The sequence below is a fragment of the Nocardiopsis ansamitocini genome, assembly GCF_030268225.1.
Lineage (GTDB): Bacteria > Actinomycetota > Actinomycetes > Streptosporangiales > Streptosporangiaceae > Nocardiopsis_D > Nocardiopsis_D ansamitocini.
Genome location: NZ_BSQG01000003.1, coordinates 92530 through 112471, shown reverse-complemented (window position 1 = coordinate 112471; position 19942 = coordinate 92530). Strand labels below are relative to the sequence as shown.

17 protein-coding genes are annotated in these 19942 nt (G+C 67.8%); 1 reads left to right on the top strand and 16 read right to left on the bottom strand.

What is annotated here, in order from left to right:
* Positions 1 to 210: 210 nt before the first annotated feature.
* The 15 genes from QSJ59_RS10225 to hrpA all read right to left on the bottom strand — a co-directional run bounded on the left by QSJ59_RS10225 (position 211) and on the right by hrpA (position 17395).
* Positions 211 to 798 (bottom strand): ATP-binding protein, encoded by a 588-nt coding sequence (locus QSJ59_RS10225; protein WP_285758957.1) that lies wholly within the window; start codon positions 796 to 798, stop codon positions 211 to 213.
* Between the two features lie 190 nt (positions 799 to 988).
* A complete protein-coding gene (locus QSJ59_RS10220) occupies positions 989 to 1831 on the bottom strand; it encodes a glycerophosphodiester phosphodiesterase (RefSeq protein WP_285758956.1) in 843 nt (280 codons plus the stop codon).
* Positions 1832 to 2374: 543 nt separating this feature from the next.
* Positions 2375 to 3202, bottom strand: coding sequence for an amidohydrolase family protein (locus QSJ59_RS10215; protein WP_285758954.1), 828 nt, complete (start codon positions 3200 to 3202; stop codon positions 2375 to 2377).
* A 352-nt stretch (positions 3203 to 3554) separates the two neighbouring features.
* A complete protein-coding gene (locus QSJ59_RS10210) occupies positions 3555 to 4571 on the bottom strand; it encodes a threonine aldolase family protein (RefSeq protein WP_285758952.1) in 1017 nt (338 codons plus the stop codon).
* A 38-nt stretch (positions 4572 to 4609) separates the two neighbouring features.
* Complete coding sequence (locus QSJ59_RS10205; RefSeq protein ID WP_285758950.1) at positions 4610 to 5473, bottom strand: serine hydrolase; 864 nt, start codon at positions 5471 to 5473, stop codon at positions 4610 to 4612.
* A 336-nt stretch (positions 5474 to 5809) separates the two neighbouring features.
* On the bottom strand, positions 5810 to 6406 hold the full coding sequence (locus QSJ59_RS10200) for a CbiQ family ECF transporter T component (RefSeq protein ID WP_285758949.1): 597 nt from the start codon (positions 6404 to 6406) through the stop codon (positions 5810 to 5812).
* On the bottom strand, positions 6403 to 7086 hold the full coding sequence (locus tag QSJ59_RS10195) for an energy-coupling factor ABC transporter ATP-binding protein (RefSeq protein WP_285758948.1): 684 nt from the start codon (positions 7084 to 7086) through the stop codon (positions 6403 to 6405). Before QSJ59_RS10195 ends, QSJ59_RS10200 begins: the two co-directional genes overlap by 4 nt.
* Before the next feature lie 28 nt (positions 7087 to 7114).
* A complete protein-coding gene (locus tag QSJ59_RS10190) occupies positions 7115 to 7699 on the bottom strand; it encodes a biotin transporter BioY (RefSeq protein WP_285758946.1) in 585 nt (194 codons plus the stop codon).
* Between the two features lie 172 nt (positions 7700 to 7871).
* A complete protein-coding gene (locus QSJ59_RS10185) occupies positions 7872 to 8921 on the bottom strand; it encodes a lactonase family protein (protein WP_285758945.1) in 1050 nt (349 codons plus the stop codon).
* Between the two features lie 98 nt (positions 8922 to 9019).
* Entirely contained in the window at positions 9020 to 9751 is a 732-nt protein-coding gene (locus QSJ59_RS10180; protein ID WP_285758944.1) for a thioesterase II family protein, read from the bottom strand.
* 194 nt (positions 9752 to 9945) lie between these two features.
* Positions 9946 to 10503 (bottom strand): GTP-binding protein, encoded by a 558-nt coding sequence (locus QSJ59_RS10175; protein ID WP_285759553.1) that lies wholly within the window; start codon positions 10501 to 10503, stop codon positions 9946 to 9948.
* A gap of 13 nt (positions 10504 to 10516) precedes the next feature.
* Positions 10517 to 10879 (bottom strand): DUF742 domain-containing protein, encoded by a 363-nt coding sequence (locus QSJ59_RS10170; protein WP_285758943.1) that lies wholly within the window; start codon positions 10877 to 10879, stop codon positions 10517 to 10519.
* Positions 10880 to 10937: 58 nt separating this feature from the next.
* Positions 10938 to 11363, bottom strand: a complete 426-nt coding sequence (locus QSJ59_RS10165; RefSeq protein WP_285758942.1) for a roadblock/LC7 domain-containing protein — start codon at positions 11361 to 11363, stop codon at positions 10938 to 10940.
* A 60-nt stretch (positions 11364 to 11423) separates the two neighbouring features.
* Positions 11424 to 12656: a sensor histidine kinase gene (locus QSJ59_RS10160; RefSeq protein WP_285758941.1), complete on the bottom strand. Its 1233-nt coding sequence runs from the start codon at positions 12654 to 12656 to the stop codon at positions 11424 to 11426.
* 785 nt (positions 12657 to 13441) lie between these two features.
* The gene (gene hrpA / locus QSJ59_RS10155; RefSeq protein ID WP_285758939.1) at positions 13442 to 17395 is read right to left on the bottom strand and encodes an ATP-dependent RNA helicase HrpA; all 3954 of its coding nucleotides are present in this window, start codon (positions 17393 to 17395) and stop codon (positions 13442 to 13444) included.
* A 165-nt stretch (positions 17396 to 17560) separates the two neighbouring features.
* On the opposite strand from hrpA, the gene QSJ59_RS10150 reads away from it, so the two are divergent.
* Positions 17561 to 17953 carry a PPOX class F420-dependent oxidoreductase gene (locus QSJ59_RS10150; RefSeq protein WP_285758938.1) on the top strand — a complete coding sequence of 131 codons (393 nt, stop codon included), beginning with the start codon at positions 17561 to 17563 and terminating at the stop codon, positions 17951 to 17953.
* Positions 17954 to 18001: 48 nt separating this feature from the next.
* Here QSJ59_RS10150 and QSJ59_RS10145 read toward each other — a convergent pair whose 3' ends face one another.
* Complete coding sequence (locus tag QSJ59_RS10145) at positions 18002 to 19846, bottom strand: bifunctional metallophosphatase/5'-nucleotidase (protein WP_285758937.1); 1845 nt, start codon at positions 19844 to 19846, stop codon at positions 18002 to 18004.
* Between the last annotated feature and the right edge of the window lie 96 nt (positions 19847 to 19942).

The window sequence follows — 19942 nt, the reverse complement described above, 5'->3', positions numbered from 1 at the left end:
CTGCCTCCCCTAACCCGCTTTTATCGTGCCGGGCCCGGTTCCCCTCCCCTGGGCTCCGTCCGGCGCGCGTCGTGTACCGACGCCTACACGATATAGCCGAAGCGGACCGCCAATCGGCCCGGTGGGTTCCGAAAAGGCAATGGGAGAGCCCGATTCGACTGTCGGAGGCCGCAACGGTGAGCTTATCGGGCCCTGGTACGACGGACCGGCTCAGGTAAAGAGGGCCCAGACGAACTTTCCGCCGGCGATGGCGGGAACCGTCCCCCAGCTGCGACTGAAACAGGAAACAAGATGCAGCCCTCGCCCCGTTTCGGCCATGAAGTCGGGATCGCGCCGCGCCGGAAGCACGTCGCTGCAGTCCCGAACCGCACAGATCAGCTCGCCTCCGCGGCGCATGACACTGATCTGGATAACACTTTCACATCCGGGCGAGTCGAAGGCACTTGTCTCGGCGTGGCGCAGGGCATTGGTGACGAGCTCGGACACGACCAGTTCGACGTCTCCGGCCAACCTGGCCATCCCCCAGTCGCGCAGAACGCCCATGACGAGCTCGCGCGCGGTCTTGACCGCCCCGTAGTCGGGGTCGAGCCCCCAGGAGACGCTGTCGTGGCTTGCAGAGCCGGGATGGGCGTCCCAGCGGGACGCACCGTGTTCGAGGGCGGGAAGCCACCAGGAGTGCACTGCCCCTGCCTCAAGAGTGGCTGCCGGTGCCCACTGCGAACCGGGCACCCCCCTTATGGACTCCTGGGCAAAATGTCCGGTCACCGCGATCCCCTTGCAGTCGTCTCGATCGCTCACAGGTCTGCCGGCGCCACAACGCCGGATGTTCTTCGAGGATTATGCAAATGCAAGGTCCGGATGCACGTGCACGCGTCCTATGGAGGTAATCCTAGAACATGTAGGCCCATCCATCAGTTGAAGTCTGGACAAAAAAGACGCAGTTTCTGCGTCCATCCTGTAAAGGAGGGGTACTTTTCGCCAGGAAACGTCAGGCAGCGACGGTCAGATGGCCGGTGACGCGGTCCGGGTAGTCGGAGATGATTCCGTCGACACCGTCGCGGATGGCCCGCCGGATAGCCGAGTGCGAGTTGACCGTCCAACTGAACATGGTGAGTCCGTGCTCGTGGACGTGACGCACGTAGGGTGCGCTGACGCGCAGGTGGTGCGGGTTGACCTGGTGGGCGTACCGAGCGACCCTGCGCAGACCGAAGCTGCCGTAGGTCTTGCCCAGCACTGCGGTGCGCACGTCCGGCAGTCGCCTGGCCAGCCGCTTGAGCGTCGTCCACTCGAAACTCTGCAGGATGAGCCGTCCTGCTTCGCCATGACCGTGCCAATAAGGGTCGGCACCGATCAGGGCCGCCAGCCGGTCGGCCGTGGCCGGATCGCGGCGGCGTACCTTCAACTCCACCAGCGCGCCGAGTCCGGCGCGCTCCAGCACGGCCAGGGCCTCAAGAAACGTGGGGACCTGCTCCCCGGCGAACTCCGGACCGAACCAGGATCCTGCGTCGAGGCGACGGATCTCGGCGAGCGTGAAATCCGCGACCCGCCAGGACCGACGGTTCGGATACACCTCGGCCACGTTGGTGGTACGGCGCAGCGTCGGGTCGTGCATGACCACGAACTCCCCGTCTGCGGTCTGGCGTACGTCCAGTTCGGCCATGTGAGCACCGCGGCGGTGCGCCTCGCGCAACGCCGCGAGGGTGTTCTCAGGCGCATAGGCGGAAGCGCCGCGATGCGCGACGACGATCACCTCTGGCTCCCCGGATTCGGCATCGCCGCTGATCCCTCCTGCAGTGCGCGGGCGATCTGCGGCCCCGCTCTCCAGACGCATCCGGTATCACTGTGGCTGATCCCGAACAACGTACGGTGACGGCGGGACGAGCAGGCAGTGCCGGAAAACGGGACGGCGCGCGACCACGCCGAAAGCGGACGGCGCGCAGACGCGGACGTTCTCGTAGCGTCACCATACCGTGCCCAAGGGGGGAAATCGGCTACACAGAGTGCGACCCGACCGGTTCGAGTCGATACACGGCCGGCGTTCGCGACTCGCCGGGCATCGCCCTTCTCCCCCTTCGCCCGGTATGCGTCCGGCAACGGGGATCCGCCGTCTGGCAGTAGGGCCGCACTGGCGAGTCCACTCGCGGCCGGCGCCCCCTTCCCCCCGAAACGACCACGCGGGGACCAGCCATGCGAAACACGACGTACCCGTACCAGACCGGCGGCACGACCGCGCACTGGCGCACGTCCGTGGCCGGTCGGATGGGAACGCGCTCCCGATCCGGTGCCGTGCCTCCGGCCAACTGCCCGGGCCCGACGGTGGTGCTCACGCACATCGACCTCCCCAGGCACTCCGACTTCCCAGGACACCGCCCCCCTACCCCTGCTCCGAACGGTTACCGGCACCGACTTCTCGCACGGGCCCCTGCACCGCACCGCACGTGCCGCCCCCGGCGGGTGCCGGTTCCGGGACCCCGTAGAAGTCCGCCGCGTTCGACCGGAGAGCGCGCCGGGCGAGGTCGGGGCCGAGAATTCCGGCGACGAGATCACGATCGGTCAGCGCGAAGGGACGCGGCGCACGGGTGGAAGGAAGGTCGGTGCCGAACATGAGCGCTCCGGGGTTCACCGCGGCGACCGCACGCAGCGCGGCCGCAAGGTCGCCGTCGAAACGGCCGAATCCGGTGGCCTTGACCCGGGCTCCGGTGGCGACCAGGTCGAGCACCGCCGGCAGCCCCGCTCCGGAGAGGCCGAGGTGGTCGATGCTGATTCGCGGGAGGGGCGCCAGAGCGGCGCGCAGTCCCGACAGGTCGCGGGAGTCGACGTAGAGCTCGGTGTGCCAGCCCAGCAGGTCGGCGGCACGCCTCCCCAGTTGCACGATGGCGTCGACATCACCGACGACACCGCGCCTCAGGTTGAGCCGCAGGCCCCGGACCCCTGCGGCGTGGAGGTCGCGCAGCAGCGAGTCGGAGGTGTCGGCAGGCAGTTGCGCCACCCCGACGAATCCCGGGCCCAGTTCGCGGAGCGCCTCGACGAGGTAGGTCTGGTCGTATGCCTGGAAGGAGCCGGAGACAACGGCACCGCCGGTGACACCGAGTTCGTGGGCCACCGCTCGATAGTCGGCCACGGTGAAGGGCTCGGGCAGGAAGCCTGCATCGGGGACCAGCGGAAAACGGGGGTCGATGATGTGCAGGTGAGCGTCGAACAACGCCTTCTCCTCCATCGGGGAGTGGGGGACGCCCCTGCCCATGACAGCTCGGACCGACTCAGGGACGGCGCCCTGCAACGGTACCGCGCGGTCCTCCGGGACGGGTGGAGTACGGGATTTGACCGGAAAGAACCCGCCCTGCCTACCACCTGGTCGGTATGAGACGACCAGGATTGCCCGAACATGTGGCACACGCCACATGTCGTCCCTTTCTGGAGGGCCCCATGCCCCCCGCGTTGCGATCGCCCCGGGCGCGGCCGACCGGCACCGAGCCCGCATCGCGGACCTGGTGGACCTTCCTCCGGCGCAGAGTCCCGTGTCCCGGCCGCGCCGCCGGGACACGACCCCCTTCTCAGCGCCGAGCAGCGGCCGCGGCCTCGGCAATCCGCTTGATCGCCTGGTCGAGCATCGCGTCGTCGACTTCCAGATGGAGTACGAGCCTGATCAGGTCGGGGCCGATGGGGACACAACCCACCCCGTGCTCGGTGAAGGCGCGGGCCCAGCGGGCAGCCTCGTCGGGCGGAGTCGTCACCACCACCATGTTGGTTCGGGCCAGTGCCGACATTCCCGGCAGCGCGTCCAGGGCCACGGCCAGCTCGGCGGCACGCCGGTGGTCCTCGGCTAGGCGGTCCCGGTGGTGGTGCAGGGCGTGGAGGGCGCCCGCCGCGATGATCCCGGCCTGACGCATCCCGCCACCGAGAAGCTTGCGGGCACGCCGGGCACGATCGACCGTTTCGGCGCTACCGGCAAGGGCCGAACCGACCGGTGCGCCCAGTCCTTTGGAGAAGCAGACCGAGACGGTGTCCGCGCCTGACGCGGCCTCGGAAGGGGGGACACCGAGCTCGACGGACGCGTTCCACAGTCGCGCTCCGTCGATGTGCAGGGACATCCCCAGTGCGTGGGCGAAGTCGGCCACCCGTTGCTGTTCGGTGAGAGGAACCACCCGACCGGTGAAGGTGTTCTCCAGGCAGATGAGCCGCGGCCTCGCACGGTGCACGTCGTTGCTGCCCGCCGCCCACTGCTCCAGGAGATCGTGGTCCGGGTAGCCGCGCGGATCGTCGTAGGCGCGGGGCAGCGCCCTGGCCAGGACCGAGGTAGCCCCCTGCTCGTTGGCCAGGATATGGCTGGATCGATGGGCCCAGATCTCGTCGCCGCTGTTGACCTGGGCGTAGATGGCGAGCTGGTTGGACATGTGTCCCGACGGCACGTAGAGCGCGGCCTCCTTGCCCAACAGTCGGGCGGTCTCCTCCTCCAACCGGCGAACCGTCGGGTCCTCCCCGAAGACATCGTCCCCGACCTCGGCCTCGGCCATCGCCCGACGCATCCGGGCGGTGGGTCTGGTGATGGTGTCCGACCTCAGGTCGATCATGGAGTTCCCCGTTTCCGTCGTGACTGCCGCGCCCCAGCCTAGACAGGGCCGTCCTCGATGGCGGCCACCACTTCGGCGACCACGTGCTCGACGCACTGGATCCCGGTCCAGGAGTCGAGATGGTGGTCGGAGAGCACAGTGATCAAGTATTCGTGGTCGGCGCCGAGAACGTGTCCCGAGCTGTTGACCGTCCACCGGCCTCCGTCGGCGTCACGCGGCATCCAGCCGTTCTTGAGTGCGACGGCGTCCACCGGCCCCGCCGCGGCGGAGACCCCCCACGCCTGCTCGGGGGCGACCGAACCCATGAGTTCACGGACGTAGGACCGGTTGCTCCGCGACAGTGGTCCGCGGCCGGTGAAGACAACGCGCAGCAACCGAAGCTGGTCCGCAGTGGTGGTCCGGGTCGCGCCCCAGACACCGTGGGCCCCGGGCTCCGTTGCGTGCAGGCCAAGGCGATCGTTTCCTTCGGTGAGGCCTTCTTCGAAACCGATGCGCGCGTAGAGGGCATCGGCGGCATCGTTGTCGCTGTAGCGGATCATGTCGGCCGCCAGGGAACGCTCGTCGGCGGCGAGCACACGGCCCTCGTCCTGGGCGTGGAGCAGGAGCAGGACGAGAATGTTGAGCTTGGCCAGGCTGGCGGTGTGAAACGTCGTCTGGGGGCCGTAGGAATAGGTCGCCCCCGAAGCGAGATCGTGCACCGAGATGGCCAACCGCCCTTCCTGGTCGGCGAGGTAGGCGTCGATTACCCGGGTGAGCCGTTCGGCCTCCTCCAGCGGCAGGGTCGGCGGACGCGGCTCTTCGGTCGGGCGGGGATCGAGAAACCGGGGGTCTTGATCGAGGTAGCGATCGGGACCTCCCGGGTACGGGCCGGCCCCCGGGACAGGAGCGGTGAGCGCGGTCACCGTCAGGAGAAACGTGGACAGCAGTGCCGCGACGAACGCCCTTCTCGGGCCTCCTGCGCGATGGTGCTCTCGCGGTGTGCGGACACCTGCCGCACGGATCCGGCGCCTTTCGCCGCCGTGGTGACCGGGAGAGGACGAGCGGCGACGGCGGTGGGGAGCACGGGCAGCCCATGACCGGGACATGTTCAGGAGCAGCCGCCGAAAACCCCATTCGGTCACATCTCATATTAAGCCGCAGCGGGCCGTCGACACGGTGGCCCCCGTCGGGCGGAGCGTGTTCCCCGGACGGAAGAGGCCCACGATCGCTCGCCGTCCGCATACCTGCCCGAACAAGGACTAGTCCATCCCGCGTGCGCTCATCGCCTCCCCCAGCGCCTCGGCGGAGCGGATCAGGTTGACGATCACCGGGACCACCATCCGGTGGGGCCCGCCCCGCAGGCCCCGGGCCAGATACGCCTCGCGGGAGGTGGTCCACGCGGTCGCCACCATGGGGATGCACCGGATGGTCAGCGCCAGCACCAGGGCCACCCGGTCGGGCCGCACCCCGACGAACCGCAGCGGCCGGGCCAGGCGGGCGAAGAGGTCGAGCATTTCGGTGACCGGGGTCGTGCGGGTGACCAGCCCCGCCAACAGCACCGCGGCTGCCAGTTGGGCGCAGACCCGGACGGCCACCTCCCATCCGGTGAACAGAAGGTGAAACAGCGCCACCAGGACCAGGAAGAGCAGGACCGGGCGAAATGCGTGTCGCAAGTGGGACCAGAGGCCGAAGGCCAGGTAGAGCAGCGGGACGACGAGAGCGGTCCCGAGGGAGACCCACGGGTCGCGCAGGGCCAGCAGCGTGGTGACCACCACGACCAGCAGGAGCAGCTTGGTACCGGCGCCCATCCGGTACGGGAGGGAGGTCCCCGGGACGTAGAGACCGATCATGCTCACGGTCGCGCCCCGATCAGATCCACGTAGTGGCTGATGGCAGCCTTGGGCTCCCCGTCGAACACGATCCGTCCGTCGTCCATGACCAGCACCCGGTCGAAGCCGACAAGGGTGTCCAGGTGGTGGGTGAGGAGGATGACCTGCTGCTCCAGGGCCCGCAGCGTTTCGGTGACGATTCCGACGTTGCGCAGGTCCAGCAGAGTGGTCGGTTCGTCGCAGACCAGCACCTCCGGCTCGGTGACCAACACGGACGCCAACGCCAGCATCTGCTTCTGCCCGCCGGAGAGCAGGTGTGCGGGATGGTCGCGGTGCGCGGCCAGCCCATGGCGCCGCAGGATCGCATCGACCAGGTCGGCCGTCTCTTCCCTGTTCAGTCCGTTGCCGCGCAGGCCGATCGCGACGTCCTCGGCAACCGTGGGCATGATGATCTGGGTGTCGGCGTTGGAGAAGACGAAGCCGACCCTGCGCCGAATCGTCCGGACATCCTCACGGGTGTCCGCCCCGTCGACCAGCACCCGCCCCGAGTCGGGGACGACCAGGCCGTTCAGGGTGCGCGCCAGGGTGGACTTGCCCGATCCGTTGGCACCGATGAGACCGATCCTGCGTTCGGCGAGCGTGGCCGAGACATCGTTCAGGACCACGCGGCCGTCATAGGCGTGGGTCACGTTCTCGAGCTGGATCATACGGGGACCTCGATGGAATCGCCGGTGGTCACGGGACCCGGTTGCCGGCCGGAGGGACGGGGTAGGCGCGGTGCACGCCGGAGGCGATCATGGTCGCGACGACGATCTTGGCGATGTCTCCGGGGACGAAGACGAGCATGATCTTCAAAGCGCCCAGAACACCCGTCTCGGCCACGACTGCCATCCACGGAACGCCGATCAGATAGCACACCACCAGTCCCCCGGCGATATTGACGGCCAGTCCCGGTACCAACCGGTAGCGCGGAAGCATCCGGTCGGTGAGCAGGCCGATGAACAGCGCGACAAAGATCCAGCTGATCAGAAAACCGCCGGTGCTGCCGGCGAGACCCGCCAGTCCGCTCTGCCCGCCGGAGAGGATCGGCAGTCCCGCGATGGCGAGCACCAAGAACGTGAGGATCGCCAACGTCCCGCGTTTGGCGCCCAAGATGCTGGGGGCGAGAACGACACCGAGGGTCTGGAGCGTGACCGGGGCGGGCCCGACCGGGATTCCGGGAACGATGCTCAGCGCCGCCAGCAGCGCAGCAAACAGGGCGATCAGCGCGAGGTCGCGGGTGGTGAGCCCACGATAGCGCGGCCGGGGGGAGTCGGTCATGGATCCAGTCCTTGTGTGAGTGCCCATTTTGCGGTGAAGTGTCCGCGCCAATTCTGCTGGACGCCGGCGTTGGGCGACCGGGTTCGAGACGACAGCTTTCCCCCACCGGGAGTTGTGGGAACCAGCCAAAAGGCGGTGCGCACGGCCCCGAGCGCGCACCGCCGACGCGGCACTACACCGCGGGCAGGACGCACACGGGCGAGGGCAACTCCAGACTGTGCCGGACCGGACCGGGAATCCCGTTCGCCGGATCGACCGGAAGGACGGTGACCGTGGCGGAGTTCTGGTTGGCCACCACAATGTAGTCGCCGACCTGGGCGAAGTGCCTCGGCCACGTACCACCGGTGGGGGTTTGTGCGAGCCTGGTCAACATGGCGCCGTCCTCGGTGACGGCGAAGGTCGTGATGGAGTCGGGGCCCCGGTTGCTCAAGTAGAGGCGCGATCCGTCCGCGGAGAGCGCGATCTCGGCCGGGTAGTTGACGTCCGGGGCATCCTCGGTTGCCGGCAGGGCGGCGAGGGGCTGCGCCGTTGCCGTGTCGGGGTCCCAGCGCAGGATGTGGACACGCGCGTCCAACTCCCCGGCGACGTAGATGTGTCCCGACCGGTGCACGGCCAGATGCCGGGGGCCGGTCCCAGGCTCCAGCTGTGCGGCTAGGTGGCCGGCCCCCAACGGTTGGTCCGACCGGGGGTCGAAGGGGTGGCAGCGAAGTTCGTCGGTGCCGAGGTCGGCCACGAGCAGGTGGGTGCCGCCCGGCGCGAGGCAGACGCTGTGCGCATGCGACCCCTCCTGCCGCTGCCGGTCGGGGCCACTGCCGGTGTGCTCGACACGCTGGATGGACGTGCCGGGCACACCGTCGGCGGTGATCGGATGGACGCTCAGACTGCCGTCACCGTAGTTGGCGGTGATCACATGGCGCCCGGCCGGATGGACGAGCAGATGGCACGGCGAGGAGCCTCCGGTGTGCGTCGCACCCGACTCGGCCAGGGCGGCCTCCCCTGTCCGCACGAAGCCGGTGACTCCTCCCTCCATCGTTTCGTTGACGGCAAAGACGCATCCAGCGCCGTCGGTCGCCAGGAACGAGGGATCCACTGCCGGTGCGGCCGTTCCGGCTCCGCTCAACCGTCCGTCGGCAGGATCCAGCCATACTCGCTGCACACCGGTGGCCGCAGCGGCCGAGCCCGAGGTGTAGGAACCGATCCACAGAAGCAGCCGCTGGGTCATGGGGGCCTTTCACGTCGCTGTCCCCCGGTGTCCCGGGGCGTCAGCGACACTGTATGTCGCCCCGGGCGCCCCGGAACGGGCGCCCCTTCAGCGAAGGATCAGTCCAGCAGGGCCAGTAGCGCGGGCCGTTCGATATCGGTGAGGAAATGGCCGCCCTGAACCCGTTCCAGGCGAAACTCCGCGTTGGTGTGAGCCGACCATGCCTGTAGTCCCTCCTCGGTGACCGCGGGGTCGGACTCGCCGGCGACGACGGTGAGCGGCACGGCAAGAGGAGTTCCCGGGACATGGGTGTAGGCCCGGATCGTTTGGAAGTCGGCGACCATCGCGGTACCGAACAGCTTCATCAGTTCGGGCTCGTCGAACAACTGCTCCGGGATACCGCCGTACCGGTCGTGCACGGCCCGCACCATGGCGATGGGGTCATCGGGGAAGTCGTGGTCGTGCTCTGCATCCGGGGCGTTCCTCCCGCTGACCACGAGCCGGTCGATGTCCCTGCCGAGCCGACGCAACGCGCGGGCGGTCTCATAAGCCGCGATCGAACCCATGCTGTGCCCGTACAGCGTGATCGGCCCGTCGACGGCGAGCAGCGCCTGGGCCTGGAGCTCGGCGTAGCGGTCCCAGCCGGTAGAGCCCAGTTCGGCGAAGTCGCGCGGGTTCAGTCTGGCCGCCCACACCTGGAAACGACCGGCGAGGGGAGCCGCCCAGGACTGGTAGGTGTTGGGTGCGCCTCCCGCATGGCAGAAGCAGACGAGATTCGCGTTCGCGCCGGCAGGGGCTCCGGTGAAACGGTAGAGACCGGGCTGGGTGCTCATGGTGTACGCCTGGGGCATTCGTCAACCTCGGGGGTGAGAACGGGTTCCGTGCCAGGACATCTTCTCTGAACCGCGACCGCCGCCACCAGTCCCTCCCCCGCGGGCACCCGCTTCCGTGCCGTCGGACGACACGCGCGGCCCGCCTCCCGGACGAGCAACGGCCCCGAGGCCGTGGAACGGACCTCGGGGCCGGGGATACCGGTCGGGACGGCTCAGCCGACGGGTTCGGGCTGGGCCGGACGCGACAGCGTGTAGGAGAGCAGGGTCTTGAGGACGTTGCCGCTAGAGGCGCGGTCCCGGGCGTCGAACTCCAGGATGGGAACCTCGGGCCCGACCTCGACGGCCTCGCGGATCTCCTCGATGGTGTAGCCGATCTCACCGTCGAACTTGTTCAAGGCGATGACGTAGGGGATGTTCTGGTTGCGTTCGAAGTAGTCGACCGCGTCGAAGCAGTCGGCCAGTCTTCGGGTGTCCACGACGACGACCGCGCCGACGGCACCGCGTACCAGGTCGTCCCACATGAACCAGAACCGCGCCTGGCCCGGCGTGCCGAACATGTACATGATCAGCTCGCGGTCGAGCGTGAGCCGACCGAAGTCCATGGCGACGGTGGTGGTGACCTTCTCCGGCGTACTGGACGTGTCGTCGTGCTTGACGCTGGCCTCGGTCATCACCGCCTCGGTGGTGACCGGTGGGATCTCCGACACCGAGCCGACCAGGGTGGTCTTGCCCGCGCCGAAGCCGCCCGCGATGACGATCTTGGTCGACATCATCGACGAAGCGCTATTGGAAGAGACGTTCGAGGCCACGGAGCGCCCTTTCCAGAACTTGGTTCTCAGACGGGCTGTGCCCGGTGATGGTCGGGTGAATGTAAACGAGTCCCTGGTCGGCCAGGTCGCTCAGGAGCACCTGGGTCACCCCCAAGGGAATCTTGAGCTCCGCGGCGACTTCGGCAACGGAGCGGGCTTCCGCGCACAGCACATAGATGCGCTGCGACTCCGGCATCAGGTTGGCCGGCGGCTCGTTTGCGGGATCGGCGGTGGAGACAAGGGTCTGCACCATCAGCGGATGACGCGAACGGGTTCGCCCGCCGGTGAAGGTGTAGGGGCGGATCCGCGTGCCCCGCCTCCTGCGATGGCTCCTCATAGGGTGTGCAACCTCTTCATGATTCGCTCCGGGATGGGGAGACCGTTGAAAAGCGCGGTCAACGGACGACGACCTCACGCAGCTGTGTACGCAACTGCGGGGTCAGGACGTGGCCGGCGCTCTCCACGAGCAGCGTCATCTGGTAAGCGACGATCTTCATGTCGGCCTCTGCCGAGGTCAGGACGGCCAGCGAGGAACCGTCACTGATGGACATGACGAACAGATAGCCGTGTCTCATGCGCAGGATGAGCTGCTCCGAGTCTCCTTTCCCGAACATCCGAGCCGTTCCGTCGGCAAGGCTCTGCAGGCCGCTGGCAATAGCGGCGAGCTGTTCGGCGTGTTCCTCGGGAAAGTCTCGGGAGGCGGTGAGGAGCAGCCCGTCGGAGGAAACGACGACCGCGTGCTCGACGCCTGGCACCTCAGAGACGAAGTTGGAGATGAGCCAGGTGAAGTTCTCAGCGCTCTCACTCAAGCGGTTGTCCATGTCCGTCCAGCTTCTGGTTGTGGCGAGGGAGGTCGCAGGGCCCGGTTTTACCGGCTCCCGCTACTCGTCTTTGGTTGCGGCGCGCTCGCCCTCGAGGAAGCCCTCGAGGTCGGCGCGAATGCGTTCGGCTCGGCTCTCCGCGTCCTCGGGCTCCCGCGCGGTGTCATCTGCGGAGCCCGGTGTCGGCAGAACCGGGACCGGCCCGGTGGGCCGGTTGGACCCACGGCGCGGGAGGCCGGCCGAGGTCGTGGCGGACGCGTCATCGGGGTTGGCGCGCTGGCTCATCCGCGGCGGCTGGGCGGGCCGGATCGGGTCGGGAACCACCACTGGGGCCTGCTCCTCGGGCTCGGCGACGGGTACGGGACCGGTCTCACTGAGCAGTTCCGCGGGAACGACGACGTGGGCACTCATTCCGCGGAACGCCCGCGCCTGCAACTGGACTTCGAGCCCGTAGCGGTGCGCGATGCGGCTGACCACGTAGAGGCCCATGTGTCGGATGGTCTGCTCGTCGAGGACCGGGCTGCCGCTGAGACGCTTGTTGAGAACCTCCAGGTTGGCCTCGGGAATTCCGATCCCCTCGTCCTCGACCGTGAGCAGCAGGCGCTCGCCGGCCATGGCCTGGGCACTGATGACGACCTGCGCGTGGTCGGGGGACTTCGCCGTGGCATTGTCCATCAGCTCTGCGAGCAGGTGGCTGAGGTCGTCGGCGATGCGGCCCGAGATGAAGATCTCGGGCAGCCGCCCCAGGCGAACCCGGTCGTAGTCGCTGATCTCGGAGATCGCGGCACGGGAGACGTCCAGCAGCGGAACCGGCTCCAGGCTCGGGTCACCGGTGTCCTGCCCGGCGAGGACCAACAGGTTCTCGCCGTTTCGCCGCATACGGGTGGCGAGGTTGTCGATCTTGAACAGCTGTTCGAGCAGTTCGGGGTCCTCGGTGGTGTCCTCGAGTTTCTCGACGACTGCCAGCAACGAGTCGACCAGGGTGAGGTCGCGCATCGCAAGGCTGGCGAGGGCCTCACTGATCAGGTCGCGACTGGGAACGCCGGGCGCCGCCAGGGCGGGCTCAGCAGGCTCCGGTGCGACGGGCTCGGCGATACCGATCGAAGCCGGTGTTTCCTTCGGCTCCGGCTCCCGCGGCTGAGGGGCGGCCGAGGGTCCACCTGAGCGAGCACCGAGTCTGCGCAGAAGACGCAGCGCCTTGCCTCGAAAACCGTTGGAGGCGCCAGACTCGGCCTTCATCAGGTGCGACAGTGGATGATCGGTGCGCTGAGCCGGTGATGGCGCCTGTGCCACAGCACATCTCCTCGTTAGTTAACAGGGGGGCTGACCAACGACGGTGAATCGGCGGTACGGCACCGTCTCCACGCAGGTACGACCCACCCGGTCAGCCGGGATGGTGTGCACCGGCCACGTAGAGAACGTTCGCCGAACCGGGAATGGACTAACGATCATACGGTGATCGCCACCACTCAGTCGGTAAAACGCCGACTTTAACCGCCGATATACAACCGAATCGGCGGTCACACTAGCACAAAAACCCTTAGCCGGTCAGGGAAGTGCGCGCTTTCCGAAGTACCGGGCAGACAACGACCAAAAGCCCCTAAACTTCCTTTTTGCCATCTTTGCCCCGCATCTCTCGAAGCGCGACCTCCGCACCGCCGCCGAGCGGGTCGCCCACGCAAGCCCCACTCCGCAGGGACTCTAGGTTTTCATGAAGAGTGACGATCGTCACTCCCGCCGATCCTTGGCCCCCGAATCCCCGGACGGCTTTTTTCTACCATTCGACCGACGCGGATCGTGAGGCCGAATCACTCTTCATCTTTCCGAAAAAACATCATCCGTCTTTTGGTGCATTCTTCCGAAGCGGTTCGGCGCCCCTTCGCAACCCGACACGCAATCACGTCGGCGCTTCGGAAAATCCCTACCGCGGTCCGACCGGCGAATTTTCCGGTACAACGGACAACCGCTCCTTCACCTGCGATGTCACGAACGGTGGGAGCCTGGTGACGCCTACGGCATCCGGTGTTCGAGGTCCGGCCGAGGCCGCGCGGCACCTCGCCCCCGCACGGCCCAAAGATCTACCGGACCTGCTCGATGGCCTTGAGAATGCGCTTCTCCGACACCGTGTAGGCCGTCCCCACCTCTTGGGCGAAATAGCTGACCCGCAACTCCTCCAGCATCCAACGAATGTCCTCGTGGGCAGGACCGGGAGGTACTCCCGGTGCGAGCCCGTCCACCAGTCGCTGATACGCCTGGCGCATCTGCTCGACCTTGGCCATACCGACCTGGTCGCGCCGCGGGTTCTCCGGCAGTTTGGCGAGCCGGCGGTCGGCTGCCCTGAGGTAGCGCACCAGGTCCGCCAGCCTCGGGTAACCGGTGGTCGTGACGAACCCCGGTCGAACCAGTCGGGCCAACTGGGCCTGGATGTCGGCCAACGACGGCAGCACCGCAAGACTCGTGGTGCCCTTGAGTCCCCGTTCCAGGGTCTGCGCAGCAGCCAGAATCTTCTCGACCACCGCGACGATGGCCATCGTGCGCTCCACCAGGCCCGTGCGTACGTGTTCGTGCAACCTGGCATACGCATCGGCGTCCCAGACCGGGCCTCCCGCCTCGGCGACCAGGGAGTCCACTCCGGCCGAGACACAGTCGTCGAGCAGAGCCTGGACCGAACCGGCAGGGTTGCGGCTGAGTGTGAGCTTGCTCTGGTTGCCGAGATGACGCTGCACGAACGCGGCCGGGGAGGGGACGTTGAGAAGAAGCATGCGCCTCGTCCCGGCGACCATGGCATGCGCCTGGGCGGCCTCGTTGTCGAAGATCCGGACCCCCGCGCTCTGTCCCTCGTCCACCAGCGCCGGATAGCCCTTGACGACGTGTCCGGCCGTGCGGCGTTCGAAGGTGCGCTGCAGCGTCCCGAAGTCCCACGAGGTGAGGCCGCTGCGTTCGATGCCCGCGGCCTCCGCCGAGATCGCCTTCTGCAATTTTGGCTGCAGCCTACGCCGCAGCGCTTCCAGGTCTTTTGCCTCGGCGAGCTTGCGGCCCCTGCCGTCGACCGCGCGGAAGGTGATGCGCAAGTGGTCGGGCACCCGGTCCAGTTGCCAGTCCTCGGCCGATACCCGGGTGCCGCCCATCGCGCTCAGCTCACGGGAGAGGGCATCGATGATCGGCTCGGTGTAGGGCGTGAGCTTGCCCAGTACCGAGCGGGCGTGGTCGGGCACCGGCACGAAACTACGCCTGATGGGCTTGGGCAGCGAACGCAGCAGAGCCGTCACCAGTTCCTCGCGCAATCCCGGGATCTGCCAGTCGAAACCATCGGCCGCGACCTGGTTGAGCACCTTCAACGGGATGTGCGCGGTGACGCCGTCGGCCTCGTTGCCCGGCTCGAACTGGTAGGTCAGCGGGAAACGGTGGTCCCCCTGATTCCAGAAGTCGGGATAGTCGTCCTCATTGACCCCGGCCGCCGAGGTGTTGATCAGCATCGACTTCTCGAAGTCGAGAAGTTCGGGGCGTTCCCGCCTGGTCCGCTTCCACCAACTGTCGAAATGCGCCGCGGAGACGACCTCGGGGGCCAGCCGCTGGTCGTAGAAGTCGAAGAGCGTCTCGTCGTCCACGAGGATGTCGCGGCGGCGGGCACGGTGCTCCAGGTCCTCGACCTCGCCGAGCAACGTGCGGTTGTCGTGGAAGAAGCGGTGGTGGGTCTCCCACTCACCCTGGACCAAGGCGTGTCGGATGAACAGCTCCCGGGCGACGGGCGGGTCGACCCGGCCGTAGTCGATCTTTCGCTGGGCCACGATGGGGACGCCGTAGAGCGTCACCTTCTCGTAGGCCATGACCGACCCACGGGTCTTCTCCCAATGTGGTTCGCTGTAGCTGCGTTTGACCAGGTGGGACGCAAGGTCTTCGGCCCATTCCGGCTCGATCCGGGCGTTGACCCGGGCCCACAGCCGCGAGGTCTCCACCAGTTCGGCCGACATCACCCAGCGCGGCTGCTTCTTGAACAGCGCCGACCCCGGGAAGATCCCGAACCGCGCGCCACGCGCCCCCACGTACTCGTGTTTCTCCGGGTCCTTGAGCCCCACGTGCGAGAGCAACCCCGACAGCAGCGACACGTGGACCCGCTGGGGGTCGGGCAGGGTGTCGTTGATGCTGACGCCCAGGCCGCGGGCGATCTGCTTGAGCTGCGAGTAGATGTCCTGCCACTCGCGAACCCGCAGGTAGTTCAGGAACTCGGCCTTGCACATCTTGCGGAACTGGTTGCCCGACCGTTCCTTCTGCTGCTCGCGCAGGTAGTTCCACAGGTTCAGATAGGAGAGGAAGTCCGATTCCTTCTCGGCGAAACGGGCGTGTTTCTCCGCGGCCAACTGCTGCTTGTCCACGGGGCGCTCCCGCGGGTCCTGGATGGACAGCGCCGCGGCGATCACCATGACCTCGCGGGCGCAACCGTTCTTCTCCGCCTCCAGGACCATCCGGCCCAGGCGGGGGTCCACCGGAAGCTGGGCGAGTGTGCGGCCCATCGGGGTGAGGCGCCGACGCGGATCGTCCTCGTCGGTGTCCAGTGCGCCCAACTCGTGCAGAAGCGAGACACCGTCCTTGATCTGACGGTGGTCGGGGCCCTCCACGAACGGGAAGGCGGCGATGTCGCCCAGCCCCAGCGACGACATCTGCAGGATGACCGAGGCGAGGTTGGTGCGCAGGATCTCGGGCTCGGTGAACTCCGGGCGGGAGAGGAAGTCGTCCTCGGAGTACAGCCGAACGCACACCCCCTCCGAGACACGTCCACAGCGTCCCTTGCGCTGGTTGGCCGATGCCTGCGAGACCCGCTCGATGGGCAGGCGCTGCACCTTGGTCCGGTGGCTGTACCGCGAGATTCGCGCGGTACCGGGGTCGACGACGTACTTGATGCCGGGGACCGTCAGCGAGGTCTCGGCGACGTTGGTGGCCAGCACGACGCGGCGCCGCGTATGGGGCTGGAAGACACGGTGCTGCTCCGCCGAGGAGAGTCGCGCGTACAAAGGCAGGACCTCGACCGCGTGCGGACTGTTCTCGGGGTGTCTGCGGCCCAGGTGCTTGTCCAGGGCGTCGGCGGTGTCACGGATCTCCCGCTCTCCGCTGAGGAAGACCAGGATGTCTCCGGGGCCCTCCGCGCAGAGTTCGTCGACGGCGTCGCAGATCCCCTGTGTCTGGTCGCGGTCGTCGACGGCGGCCGGGCCGTCCTCGTCGTCCTCGACCTCGCCTTCGGCGGCCAACGGCCGGTACCGGACGTCCACCGGGTAGGTCCGCCCCGACACCTCCACGATGGGGGCGTCGTCGAAGTGTCGGGAGAACCGCTCGGGGTCGATGGTGGCCGAGGTGATGATGATCTTGAGGTCGGGACGGCGCGGCAGTAGTTGCTTGAGGTAGCCGAGGATGAAGTCGATGTTGAGGCTGCGCTCGTGCGCCTCGTCGATGATGAGGGTGTCGTAGGCGCGCAGCATGCGGTCCTGCTGGATCTCGGCCAGCAGAATGCCGTCGGTCATCAGTTTGACCAGGGTGTCGTCGCCGGACTGGTCGGTGAACCTGACCTTGTAGCCCACCGCTTCACCCAACGGGGTGCGCAGTTCCTGCGCGATCCGCTCGGCGACGGTGCGTGCGGCGAGCCGGCGTGGCTGGGTGTGGCCGATCTGGCCGAGGACTCCGCGGCCCAGTTCGAGGCAGACCTTGGGCAGCTGGGTGGTCTTGCCCGATCCCGTCTCGCCGGCCACGATCACGACCTGGTGATCGCGCACGGCAGCGAGGATGTCGTCCTTCTTCTGGCTGACCGGCAGCTCCGGCGGATAGTCGACCCGCGGGGCGGCGGCCCGACGCCGCTCGACGCGTGCCAGTGCGGTGTCGATATCGGCGGTGATCGCCTTGGCGACCGCCAGGCGTTTCTTGGGATCACGGATCTTTCCGGCCCCCTCGATGCGGCGGCGGAGTCGATGCCGGTCGCGCGGCATCAGCTCGGGCAGTCGTCGTCGGAGATCGGTGAACGGGGAGTCAACAGGCGGCGTTTTCATTCCATTGGCAAGGATAGGCAGCCTGGCAAGCGGTTTTCGACCGGGTGGGCAAACACGGGGAAGAGCTCGTCCGCTGCCTGGGGCGATGGGGGGATTGCCGAGGTCGCCGTGGGGGCAATGAAGGAGGCACGGGCTTCACCGAACGAAGCAGAACAGGGGGACGAGATGTCCGTGGTTCCGCAGGACCGGGTGGCGATCCTGACCAAGCGCTCTTTCGCACACGTGGCAACGATCGGGCCGGACGGCGAGCCCCAGTCCAACCCGGTGTGGATCGACTGGGACGGCGAGTTCGTCAAGTTCAGCCAGACGACAGGACGACAGAAGTACCGCAACTTGCAGCGCGACAACAGGATCGCGCTGTCGGCGCACGATCCGGACGAACCCCACCGGTACCTGGAGATCCGTGGACGGATCGAGCGGGTCGAGGACGACGTCGACAACGCCTTCATCAACAAGATGGCCAAGAAGTACATCAATCAGGACGTCTATCCGTGGGAGCAGCCCGGCGACCACCGTGTGGTGCTCTACGTCCGGCCGGAGCACGCGACCAAGCAGTGAACCGGCGACGGGTCGAGGGGCCGGGAGTTCCCGGCCCCTCGACCGCGGCTAACCGAGGCGGACGATACGGCCGCTGCCGCCCTCGGGGTAATCGACAGCGGTCACGCGACCGGCCAGGTCATCGGTGAGGTAGCCCAGCAGTGCCTGCTGGTAGGTCAGACCCACCGAGGTGAAGGGCAGACCGCGGAACGGATACTGGTCGCCCCCGCGAGCGGAGAAGTCGTTGGTGACGACCGGGATTCCGGCCCCTTCCACGACCGCGCCGTCCATCACGAGGACGGTGCCGTCGTCGAGGACCACGTCGCGCACGCGCTCGCCGGCCCGGGTGACGGTGCCCTCATCGGTGACCTGCTGAGCGGTCCGGGCGACGTCGTATTCGAAACGTAGTCCGGCGACCTGGGCGAAGCGTCCGTCGGCCGCGGGGGAACTGGAGACCGCGTTCTCCAGGAGCTCCTTGAGCTGGGCCCTGGGGACGTCGGGGACGACCGCGACGAAGTTGGAGAACGGCGCGATCGAGTAGGTGTCGAGTTCGGTGACGCCTCCCGCGGGGATCAGCGAGTTGTTGCGGATACCACCGCTGTTTTGCAGCGCCACCTGCGGGGGTGCGACCCCGTACTCCGCGGCTTGGTCGCGCCCGGCGTCCAGAAGGGCGTCTGCCAACAGGTTGCCCAGGTTGGTCTCGACCGTGCGCACCCCCGGGTCGCGGCGGCCTTCGAGCGGGGCGTCGCTGGTGGCAACCACGTTGGCCTCCAGGCCTTCGACGTAGGCGGCAACGGGTTCGACGACGGTGCGCTGGACCTTGCGGTCGGGGGCGACCGCGTCGGGGGCGAGGCCGGAGACGCGGACGGGGTCGGAGCGGTCGGCGACCGAGAGGACCCGGCCCTTCTTGTCGAAGTTCACGACGAGGCGTCCCACGTATTTGTAGTCGCCGTTGGTCGTGACGATCGGCACGGTGGCGCCGCCGGCGTCCTTCGCGTAGAGGGGGTAGGCGAGCGGTTCACCGGTCGTGGGGTCGGTGGTGACGGTGTCCCCCGGAACCAGGGGCGCATCCGGTGTGGCCAGCAGCTCGCCGCCACCGCCGCCGATCACGACGTCGACGTTGCGCAATTGGGGGACGAGTGCGCGCTCCTCCTGGATGTCCTGCAGGTGGGAGACGAGGATGATCTTGTCGATGCCCTTGCGGGTCAGTTTGTCCACCTGGCCCTGGACGGCATCGCGGACCTCACCGATGACGACGTTGCGCGGGCTGGAGAGGGAGGCCAGGTCAGGGGTGACGGCGCCGACGACGCCGATGCGCTCGCCGTGCTCCTTGACGACCGTTGCGGGTGCGATCCGACCGCGGCGCTCCAACTCGGCGAGGGAGGGCTCGGGGCCGACGTCGAGGTTGGCGGAGAGGAACGGCGGCTTACCCGGGACTCCCGAGACGAAGTCGGCCAGCACATCGGGGCCGAAGTCGAACTCGTGGTTGCCCAGGGCCAAGGCGTCGTAGCCGATGTGGCCGACCGCGATGGAGTCGTAGAAGGGGACACCGCGGTCGAGGCTTGCGGCGAACTGGGGGCCGGCCAGGAAGTTGTCGCCGGAGGAGAGTGTGACGACGCCGCGATTGGTACGGGACTCGCCTTGGCGGGCTGCCGCGGGACGCTTCTCGGCCTTGCGCAGCTTCTCGACCAGGGTGGTGAAACGGGCCACGCCCCCGTAGTTGGCGTCAGCGGGGGCACCGAGCAGTTGGGACTCCCCGTCGTTGGCGTGCAGGATCGTCAGGGTGAAATCGGTTGTGACCGCGCCCCGGCCGCCGCTGTGGGCGGTTGCCGGCTGGGCCGCCGCGGTCAGCACGGCCGAGGCGAGAAGGAGCGCCCCAGCCGCCCTGGCTATGGATCTGGAGGATGTCGGCATGCATGACTCCCGAAAGGAATGGCCTGGTTACCCACTGTCCTGGAAGGCATAAATGCTAGGGCAGGGAAGATGACCAAAAAAGTGGCAGAGGTAGCG

Coding starts and splice junctions, on each gene's coding strand:
- QSJ59_RS10220 (WP_285758956.1), bottom strand. CDS start 1,831: ATGCGTCTGGAGAGCGGGGCCGCAGATCGCCCGCGCACTGCAGGAGGG.
- QSJ59_RS10210 (WP_285758952.1), bottom strand. CDS start 4,571: ATGATCGACCTGAGGTCGGACACCATCACCAGACCCACCGCCCGGATG.
- QSJ59_RS10195 (WP_285758948.1), bottom strand. CDS start 7,086: ATGATCCAGCTCGAGAACGTGACCCACGCCTATGACGGCCGCGTGGTC.
- QSJ59_RS10190 (WP_285758946.1), bottom strand. CDS start 7,699: ATGACCGACTCCCCCCGGCCGCGCTATCGTGGGCTCACCACCCGCGAC.
- QSJ59_RS10185 (WP_285758945.1), bottom strand. CDS start 8,921: ATGACCCAGCGGCTGCTTCTGTGGATCGGTTCCTACACCTCGGGCTCG.
- QSJ59_RS10180 (WP_285758944.1), bottom strand. CDS start 9,751: ATGCCCCAGGCGTACACCATGAGCACCCAGCCCGGTCTCTACCGTTTC.
- QSJ59_RS10175 (WP_285759553.1), bottom strand. CDS start 10,503: ATGTCGACCAAGATCGTCATCGCGGGCGGCTTCGGCGCGGGCAAGACC.
- QSJ59_RS10170 (WP_285758943.1), bottom strand. CDS start 10,879: ATGAGGAGCCATCGCAGGAGGCGGGGCACGCGGATCCGCCCCTACACC.
- QSJ59_RS10165 (WP_285758942.1), bottom strand. CDS start 11,363: ATGGACAACCGCTTGAGTGAGAGCGCTGAGAACTTCACCTGGCTCATC.
- hrpA (WP_285758939.1), bottom strand. CDS start 17,395: ATGAAAACGCCGCCTGTTGACTCCCCGTTCACCGATCTCCGACGACGA.
- QSJ59_RS10150 (WP_285758938.1), top strand. CDS start 17,561: ATGTCCGTGGTTCCGCAGGACCGGGTGGCGATCCTGACCAAGCGCTCT.
- QSJ59_RS10145 (WP_285758937.1), bottom strand. CDS start 19,846: ATGCCGACATCCTCCAGATCCATAGCCAGGGCGGCTGGGGCGCTCCTT.